The 11,875-nt window shown below is 66.9% G+C and carries 11 protein-coding genes; all 11 read left to right on the top strand.

Going from position 1 to position 11,875, the window contains the following annotated elements:
* Positions 1-9: 9 nt before the first annotated feature.
* The 11 genes from BEP68_RS09615 (at position 10) to hisD (ending at position 11,867) form a co-directional block, all read left to right on the top strand.
* Positions 10-474, top strand: coding sequence for a cell division protein SepF (locus BEP68_RS09615; protein WP_053096751.1), 465 nt, complete (start codon positions 10-12; stop codon positions 472-474).
* 3 nt (positions 475-477) lie between these two features.
* Positions 478-777 (top strand): YggT family protein, encoded by a 300-nt coding sequence (locus BEP68_RS09610; RefSeq protein ID WP_053096749.1) that lies wholly within the window; start codon positions 478-480, stop codon positions 775-777.
* A 152-nt stretch (positions 778-929) separates the two neighbouring features.
* Entirely contained in the window at positions 930-1,538 is a 609-nt protein-coding gene (locus BEP68_RS09605; protein ID WP_053096747.1) for a DivIVA domain-containing protein, read from the top strand.
* A gap of 51 nt (positions 1,539-1,589) precedes the next feature.
* The gene (gene lspA / locus BEP68_RS09600; protein WP_072592313.1) at positions 1,590-2,180 is read left to right on the top strand and encodes a signal peptidase II; all 591 of its coding nucleotides are present in this window, start codon (positions 1,590-1,592) and stop codon (positions 2,178-2,180) included.
* A 2-nt stretch (positions 2,181-2,182) separates the two neighbouring features.
* Positions 2,183-3,103, top strand: a complete 921-nt coding sequence (locus BEP68_RS09595; RefSeq protein WP_053096743.1) for an RluA family pseudouridine synthase — start codon at positions 2,183-2,185, stop codon at positions 3,101-3,103.
* Between the two features lie 42 nt (positions 3,104-3,145).
* Positions 3,146-3,745, top strand: coding sequence for a GNAT family N-acetyltransferase (locus BEP68_RS09590; RefSeq protein ID WP_187249822.1), 600 nt, complete (start codon positions 3,146-3,148; stop codon positions 3,743-3,745).
* A gap of 31 nt (positions 3,746-3,776) precedes the next feature.
* Complete coding sequence (locus tag BEP68_RS09585) at positions 3,777-4,361, top strand: RNA polymerase sigma factor (RefSeq protein WP_072591451.1); 585 nt, start codon at positions 3,777-3,779, stop codon at positions 4,359-4,361.
* Positions 4,348-5,469 (top strand): hypothetical protein, encoded by a 1,122-nt coding sequence (locus tag BEP68_RS09580; RefSeq protein WP_187249821.1) that lies wholly within the window; start codon positions 4,348-4,350, stop codon positions 5,467-5,469. Before BEP68_RS09585 ends, BEP68_RS09580 begins: the two co-directional genes overlap by 14 nt.
* A 70-nt stretch (positions 5,470-5,539) precedes the next feature.
* Entirely contained in the window at positions 5,540-9,058 is a 3,519-nt protein-coding gene (gene dnaE / locus BEP68_RS09575) for a DNA polymerase III subunit alpha (RefSeq protein WP_053096735.1), read from the top strand.
* A gap of 113 nt (positions 9,059-9,171) precedes the next feature.
* Complete coding sequence (locus tag BEP68_RS09570) at positions 9,172-10,560, top strand: hypothetical protein (RefSeq protein ID WP_261987785.1); 1,389 nt, start codon at positions 9,172-9,174, stop codon at positions 10,558-10,560.
* Positions 10,560-11,867 carry a histidinol dehydrogenase gene (gene hisD, locus BEP68_RS09565; protein WP_053099161.1) on the top strand — a complete coding sequence of 436 codons (1,308 nt, stop codon included), beginning with the start codon at positions 10,560-10,562 and terminating at the stop codon, positions 11,865-11,867. Before BEP68_RS09570 ends, hisD begins: the two co-directional genes overlap by 1 nt.
* Positions 11,868-11,875: the final 8 nt, after the last annotated feature.

Here is an 11,875-nt window from a genome sequence, read left to right as displayed (position 1 = left end):
GAGGACACGATGGGTAACCCGCTGAAGAAGACCATGGTGTATCTCGGCCTCGCTGACGAGGAAGAGGTCTACGAGGAGGAGCCGACCCCGGCCCGCTCGCACCGCGAGCGCGAACGCGAGGAGCCCGCTCCCGCGCCCGTGACCCCGCTACGGCGCCCCGTCGCCGTGCGCCAGCCCGCAGGAGGGGCAGTGAACGAGATCCTCACCGTGCACCCGAAGCAGTATCGCGATGCTCAGCTCATCGCGGAGAGCTTCCGCGAAGGTGTGCCGGTCATCATCAATCTCTCGCAGATGAGCGACGCAGACGCCCGCCGTCTGATCGATTTCGCCTCCGGACTCTCGCTCGGCCTGTACGGCCGCATCGAGCGGGTCACGTCGAAGGTCTTCCTCCTGTCGCCGGAGAACATCGCGGTCTCGGGTCACGGGGGAATCGCGCACGCGGACGCCGAGTCCGCGGGCTTCGACCAGTCGTAGACCGTGGGGTTCGTCGTCTCCATCGTCGCCAGCATCGTACATCTGGCTCTGCTGCTGTACCTACTGGTGCTCTTCGCCCGACTCATTCTCAGCTACATCCCGATGTTCAATCGGGAGTGGCGACCGAAGGGCGCCGGACTCGTCGCGGCTGAGCTCGTCTACACGGTGACCGATCCGCCCGTCCGGTTCTTCCGGCGGATCATCCCTCCTCTGCGAATCGGCTCGCTCTCTCTGGATTTCGGCTTCTCGATCACCATCCTGATCGTGCTGATCCTGATGAGTGTCGTCCGAAGCTTCATCTGAGACCCCTGGGACTTCGGCGCTCTGGAGTGTCGCGGGATCGCGACTGACAGGCTCGGGGACTATGCTTGGCTCCCAGGTGCGCGCCCCGGGTTCGCGCCGAATCTCGACCACGCCATTCCAAACTGGCAACCGAACTCATCGAAGGAGCCACCATGGCACTTACCCCGGATGACGTCGTCACCAAGCAGTTCCAGCACGTCCGCTTCAAGGACGGCTTCGACCCGGACGAGGTCGACGACTTCCTCGACGAGATCGTCATCGAGTGGCGCAAGGCCCTCGAAGAGAACGTCGAACTCAAGGCCAAGCTGGCCGCGTACGAGTCCGGCGATGCACCGGCCGCTCCCGCAGCCGCTGCAGAGGCACCCGCCGCCGTGGTCGAAGAGGCTCCTGCGCCTGCTGCTGCCGCTCCCGCGGAGCCCGCTCCGTCGGGTTCGGCGACTGCGACCGCCGGCATCATCGAGCTCGCTCAGCGCCTTCACGACGAGCACGTCGCCGAGGGTGAGGCCAAGCGCGCCCAGCTCATCGCCGAGGCCGAAGGCGAGGTCAACCGCATCCGCACGGAGGCCGAGGCCAAGCAGCGCGAAGAGTCGGCTCGTCTCGAGCGCGAGCGCAACGCCCTCGAGGCCCGGATCACCGAGCTCCGCAACTTCGAGCGCGATTACCGCTCGCAGCTGCGCGGCTACATCGAGGGTCAGCTCCGCGATCTCGACGAGAAGTCGGCGTCGACGGACTCGACTCCGGTTTCCGCGATCGGACTGTAGGTCGTCCTTTTGCCAGGACGCCGTCCCCTTCGTCGGTCGGCGGCCGGCGCGATAGTTGCGGTTCTCGCAGCGATCGTGCTGGCCGCCGATCAGTTTGTGAAGTACCTCACGACCGAGAACCTGCCGCTCCAGCAGCCGGTGCCGGTGCTCGGTGAGTTCCTTCAGCTGTACTACGTGCGCAACCCCGGCGCAGCGTTCTCGCTCGGATCCGATGTCACATGGATCTTCACCATCGCTCTGGCGGTGGTGGCCGGTGTGATCGTGTGGAAGGCCCTGGGTCTTCAGTCACGCCTCTGGGCCGTCGTCCTGGGCTGCCTGCTCGGTGGAGTGCTCGGAAACCTCACCGATCGTCTCTTCCGCGATCCTGGTTTCCCCATGGGGCACGTGGTCGACATGATCTCGATGCCGTGGATGATGCCGGCGATCTTCAACGTCGCCGACATCTTCATCGTCACCGGGATGATCTCGGTCGCGCTGCTCGTCGTGCTGGGACTCCGCTTCGACGGCACCCGGGAGCGTGACCACGCTCCTGTGGAGACCGATGACGAAGCCGAGGCTGCCGCGTTGGCCGAGGAGACCGGAGGCGAGACCTCTCGCCCGGGTACCGCCTCTCCGGATGCCGCCGCCGCGGACGGACGCTGAGCATGGAATTCCGCACCCTCCCCGTTCCTGACGGGCTGGACGGGACGCGCGTCGACGCGGCACTCGCGAAGATGCTGGGCTTCTCGCGCACCTTCGCCGCCGAGGTCGCCTCGGCGGGCGGCGTGCGCGTCGACGGGGTGACGCTCGACAAGTCCGATCGCCTGCGCGGCGGAGGGTGGCTCGAGGTGGAGTGGCAGCCGAAGGAGGAGCCGCGGATCATCCCGATCGCGGTTCCGGAACTCGGAATCGTCTACGACGATGACGACATCGTCGTGGTCGACAAGCCCACGGGCGTCGCCGCTCATCCCTCGCTCGGATGGGAGGGGCCGACCGTCGTCGGCGCTCTCGCAGCGGCGGGGTTCCGGGTCGCCACGAGTGGCGCTCCGGAGCGGCAGGGGATCGTGCATCGTCTGGATGTCGGCACCAGCGGGCTCATGGTCGTCGCGAAGAGCGAGACGGCGTACTCGTCGCTGAAGCACGCGTTCAAGGAGCGCACGGTGGAGAAGATCTATCACGCCGTCGTCCAGGGGCACCCCGACCCGCTGACGGGGACGATCGATGCTCCGATCGGCCGGCATCCGAATCACTCCTGGAAGTTCGCCGTCGTTCCCGACGGCAAACCGTCGGTGACCCACTATGAGACCCTCGAGGCCTTCCCGGGAGCCTCGCTGCTCGAGATCCATCTCGAGACCGGACGCACGCACCAGATCCGCGTGCACATGGCGGCCCTGCGGCACCCGTGCGCGGGCGACCCGCTCTACGGAGCAGATCCGACGCTGTCGGCACGGCTCGGACTCACCCGACAGTGGCTGCACGCGCACAAGCTCGCCTTCACCCACCCGGCGACGGGGGAGTGGGTGCAGTTCGAGTCGGGGTACCCCGCGGATTTCGAACGTGCCCTGGAGATCCTGCGCGGCGAGTGAATCGACGCCGTCGATGTCGGCGGTGTGGGTCAGACTGAGCCCATGAGCATCGAGGTGCGACCCGCTACCGACTTCGACGACGTGGCCGCTCTCGTCGGCCCCAAGAAGCCGACGTCGAACGTGTGCTTCTGCCTGAGCTACCGCATCGGCAGCGCCGAGAACAGGGCGCTGCGAGGCGAGAAGCGAGCGGAGCGCGTGCGTGAGCTCTGCCACCAGGATCCGCCTCCAGGCGTGATCGCGTACCTCGACGACGAACCCGTGGGCTGGGCGGCGGTGCATCCGCGCAGGGAGACGAGCTTCGCGCGCAACAGACTGATCCCGCATGTCGACGATCTCGATGTGTGGTCGCTCTGGTGCATCCGCGTCCGTCCCGGCCATCGGAAACAGGGCATCTCGCACGCTCTGATCGACGGAGCGGTGGCTCATGCGAAGAAGAGCGGCGCCCCCGCGATCGAGGGGTATCCGGTCGACAACCGTGGCGAGACGGTGAATCTCACAATGGCCTACGTCGGCACGATGGGGCTCTTCGAGAGTGCCGGATTCGCGAAGGCGGCCGACACCGGCTCGACGCTCGACGGCTTCCCGCGGGTGCTCATGCGACTCGATCTGCGAGATCCGCGGAAGAGAGCGAAGAAAGCGTGAACCCGACTGCACGTCAGAGGCAATACATAGTGTGAGCACAGACAGTGAGATCATCCGGCGGTCGCTGAGTCGGCCTGAGGCGTTCGCCGAGCTGTTCGACCGACATGCACGTGCGGTGAACGCGTTCGCGACATATCGGGTGGGTGCCCATGCCGCCGAGGACGTGCTCAGCGAGACCTTTCTCGTTGCCTTCCGCCGTCGAGGGGACTTCGACCTGAGCAAGCACTCAGCCTCTCCCTGGCTGCTCGGAATCGCCTCGCGGCTCATCCGTCGGCACAGAGCCGTCGAGGCACGGCATTGGCGCTCGTTCGCCGCGGTCGTCGGGGAGGACCATACGTCGCTCGGTGGACTCGATGACGCGATGCGGCGCGTGGACGCCGAGCGCGAAGTGCGTGCCCTGCGGCAGAAGATCGCGGCGTTGTCGCCCAAGGATCGGGAGACGCTTCTGCTCTACGCCTGGCAGGGGCTGAGCTACGAAGACATCGCGGAGACTCTCGGTGTGCCTGTGGGCACCGTGCGCTCCCGGTTGAATCGCGTTCGCACGCGACTCGATCCGGCGCGAAAGGCCCGTTCGTTCGAGATGCAGCAGGAAGGAGAAGTCCGTGGACGTGTTTGAGAAGGTTCAGAAGACCAAGCCGGATGTCGATGGTGTGGACTCGCATCTCGACTCGGCCCGCGCTCGACTGATGAGCGAGATCGCCGCGGGGAAGACCCCGGTGTCCGCTCGCCCTGCCGCACCGAAGCGGCTCGTGGCCGGCGTGCTCGTGGGCACCGCACTGGCGGCCACGGCGGGCGTGCTGGTGATCACGGGACTCACCGAACAGCCGAAGCCCGTGATCGAGGCCGTTCCGACGCGGGAGCCAGGACAGACGCTGAAGCCGTCGCCGACGCCCGCGCCGACACAGGAGCCGATGACGGCTGCGGGGGCCTTCGGCGCCGCCGCGACTGCGGCTCGGTCGTTCACCGGCCTGACGTTGGCACCGGGACAGTACCTGCGCGTGCACACGCAGTCGGAGCAGATCGTCTATCACCAGCCCGATCCGAACGGCGGGCAGTATCAGGCGGATCGGTCGAACGCTCAGAACGCCTGGCGCGGAAGCTCCTCCTGGAACTCCTATGCGCCGGCCGACCCGACGCAGCAGTGGTTCTTCGCCACCGATCAGCCCTGGACAGTGAGCGACACCTTCGGGCCGGACGCCGCGGCGCTCGCCCAGGCGCACAAGGAGGCGATGGCCTCGGGCGGCGATCCGTACTTCTCGAACGGGCCGTCAGCACCCTGGGCCACCCCGGACGGGTACGGGCTCGTGGCGTTCTTCTCGGCGATGCCCACGGACCCGGCGGCGCTCATCGCGTGGATCCGAGAGAATCAGGGGATCGTCGCGGGCGATCAGGACTACAAGGTCGGGTGGGTCCTCATCGAGCTTCTGTCGTACAACATGGGGTCGGGGGCTGAGCGGGCGACGATGTACGACGCCCTCAGCATGCTTTCCGGGTCTGAGATCGTGTCCGCCGATGCGACCTCGGCGACGCTGCGGTTCTCGGCGTCGACAGAGGCTCTGTCGGGTCAGCCAGCGGTTCAGCGGCGCTCGATCACGATCGACACGACCACGGGGCTCGTCACGGAGACGACCGCGGTACTCGACGTCGCCTCTTCGCTGATCCCCGCCTCCCTGGCAGACGAGAGGCACGTCTTCACCGTGAGCATCGTGGACTCGCTCCCCTGAAGCGATGCGGGACCCGGAGCGGCAGGTGCGGCGACGCTCGATGTCGGATGCCGAAAGTAGACTCGAAGGCATGGCATCCGACTCCTTCGTCCACCTGCACGTGCACAGCGAGTACTCGATGCTCGACGGGGCGGCGAAGATCGCGGCGATGACGCAGGCGGCGGCAGATTACGACATGCCGGCCATCGCCGTGACCGATCACGGCAACACCTTCGCGGCGTTCGAGTTCTACAAGGCGGCGAACGCCGCGGGCGTCAAGCCGATCATCGGTCTCGAGGCCTATGTGACTCCCGGCACGCATCGCAGCGACAAGACGCGTGTGCAATGGGGCTCCCCGGATCAGAAGAGCGACGATGTCTCCGGCTCCGGTGCCTACACCCACATGACGATGTGGAGCGAGAGCACGCAGGGGATGCACAACCTGTTCCGTCTCAGCTCGCTGTCGAGCATGGAGGGCTACTACTTCAAGCCCCGCATGGACCGGGAGCTCCTGCAGACATACGGCAAGGGGCTGATCGCCACCACAGGATGCCCCTCGGGTGAGATCCAGACGCGACTGCGCCTCGGCCAGTACGACGCCGCACGTGCGGCGGCCGCCGAGTTCCAGGACCTGTTCGGCAAGGAGAACTACTTCGCCGAGATCATGGATCACGGTCTCTCCATCGAGCGCAGGGTGATGACCGATCTGATCCGGCTCGCCAAGGATCTGAACATCCCGCTCGTCGGCACCAACGACTCGCACTACACGCACCAGCATGAGGCCGATGCCCATGAGGCGCTGCTGTGCGTGCAGTCCGGTTCGACGCTCGACGATCCCAACCGGTTCAAGTTCGACGGCGACGGGTACTACATCAAGACCGCCGCAGAGATGCGTCAGCTGTTCCGCGACCACCCCGAGGCCTGCGACAACACGCTGCTCATCGCCGAGCGGTGCGAAGTCGAATTCAACACCGCGGCCAACTACATGCCGCGCTTCCCCGTGCCGGACGGCGAGACGGAGGACAGCTGGCTCATCAAGGAGGTCGAAGCGGGCCTCCACTACCGATACCCGAGCGGCATCCCCGACAAGGTGCGCAAGCAGGCCGAGTACGAGACCGGCATCATCCTGCAGATGGGGTTCCCCGGCTACTTCCTCGTCGTCGCCGACTTCATCAACTGGGCGAAGGACAACGGAATCCGCGTCGGTCCGGGCCGTGGCTCGGGCGCCGGGTCGATGGTCGCCTACGCCATGAAGATCACCGACCTCGACCCGCTCGAGCACGGTCTCATCTTCGAGCGCTTCCTCAACCCCGACCGCGTCTCGATGCCCGACTTCGACGTCGACTTCGATGACCGTCGCCGCGGCGAGGTCATCGACTACGTGACGAGGAAGTACGGCTCCGAGCGCGTCGCTCAGATCGTCACCTACGGCACGATCAAGTCGAAGCAGGCTCTGAAGGATGCGGGGCGTGTGCTGGGATTCCCGTTCAGCATGGGCGAGCGGCTGACGAAGGCGATGCCGCCGCCCGTCATGGGCAAGGACATGCCTCTCGACGGCATGTTCGACTCGGCGCACCCCCGCTACAAGGAGGCGAGCGAGTTCCGTGCGCTCATCGAGACCGATCCCGAGGCGAAGACGGTCTTCGACCGCGCCCTCGGTCTCGAAGGTCTGAAGCGCCAGTGGGGCGTGCACGCCGCCGGTGTGATCATGTCGTCCGAGCCCCTGCTCGACATCATCCCGATCATGCGCCGCGAGCAGGACGGCCAGATCGTCACCCAGTTCGACTACCCGTCCTGCGAGTCGCTCGGGCTGATCAAGATGGACTTCCTGGGGCTCCGCAACCTCACGATCATCTCGGACGCTCTCGACAACATCCGCACCAACCGCGGGGAGGAGCTCGACCTCGAACACCTCGCCCTGGATGACCGCGGCGCCTACGAGCTGCTCGGTCGCGGCGAATCGCTCGGCGTCTTCCAGCTCGACGGCGGGCCGATGCGATCGCTGATGCGCCTGATGCGTCCGGACAACTTCGGCGACATCTCCGCGCTCATCGCGCTGTACCGCCCGGGTCCGATGGGTGCGAACTCGCACACGAACTATGCGCTGCGCAAGAACGGCCAGCAGCCGATCACACCGATCCACCCGGAGTTCACCGAATCGCTCGCCGACATCCTCGACGAGTCCTACGGCCTGATCATCTACCAGGAGCAGGTGATGGCCATCGCCCAGCGCGTGGCCGGGTTCTCGCTCGGCCAGGCCGACATCCTGCGCCGAGCGATGGGCAAGAAGAAGAAGTCCGAGCTCGACAAGCAGTTCGAGGGCTTCCAAGCCGGCATGCACGCGAACGGGTACTCCGACGGTGCCGTCAACGCGATCTGGGAGATCCTCCTCCCGTTCTCGGACTACGCCTTCAACAAAGCGCACTCGGCGGCATACGGGGTCGTCTCGTACTGGACCGCCTACCTCAAGGCGCACTATCCCGCCGAGTACATGGCCGCGCTGCTCACCAGCGTCGGCGACTCGAAAGACAAGATGGCGCTCTATCTCAACGAGTGCCGTCGAATGGGCATCAAGGTGCTGCCGCCCGATGTCTCAGAGTCGATCAAGTACTTCGCCGCTGTCGGCGACGACATCCGATTCGGGCTCGGTGCCGTCCGCAACGTCGGCAGCAACGTGGTCGAGGGCATCATCGCGGCCCGCAAGGATGAGCGATTCTCCTCGTTCCATCACTTCCTCGAGAAGGTCCCGCTGCACGTCTCGAACAAGCGCACGGTCGAGTCTCTGATCAAGGCCGGCGCGTTCGACTCGATGGGCGACTCGCGCCGTGCGCTGCTCGAAGTCCACGAGGATGCCGTCGAGGCGGCTGTGGATCGCAAGCGGAACGAAGCACAGGGTGCGATCGGCTTCGACTTCGACAGTCTGTACGACGGAATGGAAGAGGCGCCGCCTGCCAAGGTGCCCGCCCGCCCCGAATGGATCAAGAAGGACAAGCTCGCTTTCGAGCGCGAGATGCTCGGGCTCTACGTGTCGGACCACCCCCTGGCCGGGCTCGAGGTGCCTCTGGCGAAGCACGCGTCGATCTCGATCCACAACCTCATCAACTCGGAGGACATGCAGGACGGTGAGCAGGTCACCGTCGCCGGTCTCGTCACGAGCGTGCAGCATCGCGTCGCGAAGGCCAGTGGCAATCCGTACGGAATGATCACCGTCGAGGACTTCAACGGCGAGGTGACGGTCATGTTCATGGGCAAGACGTACACCGAGTTCCAGCACATCCTGCAGCAGGACTCGATCCTCGCCGTGCGCGGCCGGGTGTCGAAGCGCGATGACGGACTCAACCTGCATGCGCAGTCCGCGTTCGCGCCGGATGTCGGTTCCTTCGACGCCGCGGGTCCGCTCTCGCTCGTGCTCGCCGAGCAGAGGGCGACGGAGCGGGTGATGCACGAGCTCGCCGACGTGCTGCGCCGTCACAACGGGGACACCGAGGTCGTGCTGCGGGTGCACCGCGGCGGCACGGCGAAGGTCTTCGACGTGCCGATGCCGGTCAAGGTCTCGGCCGATCTGTTCGGAGATCTCAAATCGCTGCTCGGGCCGACCTGCCTGGGCTGAGCACCAGCGGACGCTGCCGCTCGATGGGTCCTCACGGACGCACCGGGTAGTATCGGGACGCGTTCGGGTGCACGACGACTAAGGCTCTGCACCGTGGCGAAAGGACCCTCCCCATGAGCACGGAATCACCCTTCCTGAACAGTGACGACTCAGCTGCAGACCGGTCGTCGGCGTCAGACGAGTCACCTCTCGACGAGGATTTCTCCGATGACGACGGCGTGCTCTATGACGATGAGGTGACGCCGGAGTACGGCATCCTCGGATTCACCCTGCGGGAGCTGCTCATCGTCGGCGTGTGGCTGATCGCCTTCATCGCGTCGTTCTTCCCGTACGTCGGAGACTCGTCCATCTGGGGTGCCGGAATCCAGTGGGTCCTCCCGATCGGCGTGCCGACGGTCGCCGTGTTCCTGCTGGTCCTCCGCCGTTTCTCACCCGACGGCATCCGCCGGGTCGGCTCGCTGGGGATCGACCAGTTCGCTTCCGTGGCGTTCTCCGTCTCAGCGGTCTTCTGGCTCGGCGCACTCTGGAACGCCGTCGCGTTCGCGATCGAGTTCGGTGTCTTCGGGCTGCCCTGGAACGGCGTCGTTCAGCTGCTCGCAGCGCTCGCGCTCGTCGTCCTCACGGTCTTCGCTCCGCTGGTGCCCGGCCTCAAGGAAGACTTCCAGGGCCGACTCGTCACGCTCGCGCACCGCAACGCCAATCCGGTCCGACCGGTCATCGCGCGTCCCCGCCCCGAGCCTGCCGCCCCGGGCGCCGACGCTCCCGTCGCCGTCGAGGCCGATGCTTCGGCCGACACGGACCTGCGACCTGCGTCGTACGCATCGCCCGCCTCGTCGAGCGATGTCGCTCCTGAGGCCCACACCGCCGCGACGGATGCCGCGCCGACGGCCTACGCGACGGACGCCGCGCCGACGGCCTACGGGACGGACGCCGCACCGACGGCCTACGCGACGGACGCTGCCCCGACCGCCTACACGACACCCTCGGCGGAGGGGATCGACGTCGAACTGTCCCGTGAGCAGGCGACCGATGAGGTCGCCCGTCTCAATATCGCCGAGCAGGTGCCACTGTCCTCCCACGCGTCGGGCGGGGGGACCGGGACCGAGGAGACGACCTCCGATGAGGAGTACACCCCGGCGTACTCGCGCCGGTCGCGCGGCCAGGAACCCGAGATCGTGTCCGACACCGGAAGCATCGAGTCGCTTCTCGGTGCGACCGCGCGCGATGTCTCGTCGCCCGAGACGACCGCGTTCCCCGCCGTCGAACACGACTCGGACTTCGCCGCGACGAGCCCTCGGGACGCCTACTCGACCCCGCAGCCCTTCTGGATCCTCGCGCCGACCGAGCGCGACGTGCATGACGAACGCGGCGAGGTCATCTTCCGAATCGGACCGAATGCGTGGGCGCTCGTCATCGAGGACCGCGGTGGCGCCTATGTCATCCGACACGACGACGGTCGCATCGGCTACCTGCACGACATCTCAGACATCACGAAGGGCTGATCTTGCGCACGATCGATCTGCGAGGGCGCACGCTCTCGCCGGCTGACATGCTCGCGGCCGTGCCGCGAGCCACCCAGGCACGGGCCGAGGCTCTCGACACCGCCACGCGCATCGTCGAGGACGTGCGCGAGCGCGGCGAAGAGGCGCTGCGCGAGCAGGCTGAACGCTTCGATCGTGTCACGGGTCATGAGATCCGCGTGCCCGCGCAGCACATCGCCGATGCTCTCGAGACCCTCGCGCCTGCTGTCCGCGATGCCCTCGACGAGGCGATCCGCCGGGTGCGCATCGCCTCCGAAGCCCAGGTTCCCGAACGTCGGATCACCCGGATCGGCGCCGGCGCGACGATCACCCAACGCTGGCAGCCTGTGCACCGCGCGGGCGTGTACATCCCCGGCGGCAAGGCGGTGTATCCCTCCAGCGTCATCATGAACGTCGTCCCCGCCCAGGTCGCGGGCGTCGAGCAGATCGCGCTCGCTTCACCGCCCCAGGCGGATCAGGGAGGTCGCGTCCACCCCACGATCCTCGCCGCGGCAGGCCTCCTCGGCATCACGGAGGTGTACGCCATCGGCGGCGCCGGCGCCATCGGTTCCTTCGCGCACGGCGTCGCCGGCATCGGACTCGACCCGGTCGACGTGCTGTCAGGGCCCGGCAACAACTACGTCGCCTCCGCCAAGCGGGCGGTGGCCGGGGTCGTCGGCACGGACTCCGAGGCGGGGGCCACCGAGATCCTCGTCGTCGCAGATGCCGCCGCCGACCCGCGTCTCATCGCCGCCGACCTCGTCAGTCAGGCCGAGCACGACGAGCAGGCTTCGGCCGTCCTCGTCACCGACTCGCCTCAGCTCGCCGATCGTGTCGCCGAAGAGGTGGCGCGGCAGGCCGGCGCGACCCGTCATGCGACCCGCGTGGCCGCAGCTCTCGACGGACCGCAGTCCGCGATCGTGCTCGTCGACGACCGTGCCATGGCCACGGCGTTCAGCAATGCGTACGCTCCCGAGCACCTCGAACTTCACCTCGAGGATGCCGAGGACGCCGCCGACAGCTTCACGAGCGCAGGTGCGGTGTTCGTCGGCGACCACACGCCGGTGAGTCTGGGCGACTACATGGCGGGCAGCAACCACGTTCTGCCGACCGGGGGACAGGCGCGCTATGCGCCGGGACTCGGCGCCTACACGTTCCTTCGTCCGCAGCAGGTGATCTCCTACGATCGGGCCGCCCTGGCCGAGGTCCGTGAGGGGGTCGTCGCCCTCGCCGAGACCGAAGTGCTCCCCGCGCACGGCGAGGCGATCGAGGCGCGTTTCACCGCGTAGGATCGGTC

The organism is Microbacterium sp. 4-7 (genome assembly GCF_014332665.1).
In the GTDB taxonomy this organism is placed as follows: Bacteria; Actinomycetota; Actinomycetes; order Actinomycetales; family Microbacteriaceae; genus Microbacterium.
This window is presented reverse-complemented; position numbering and strand designations above follow the sequence as displayed.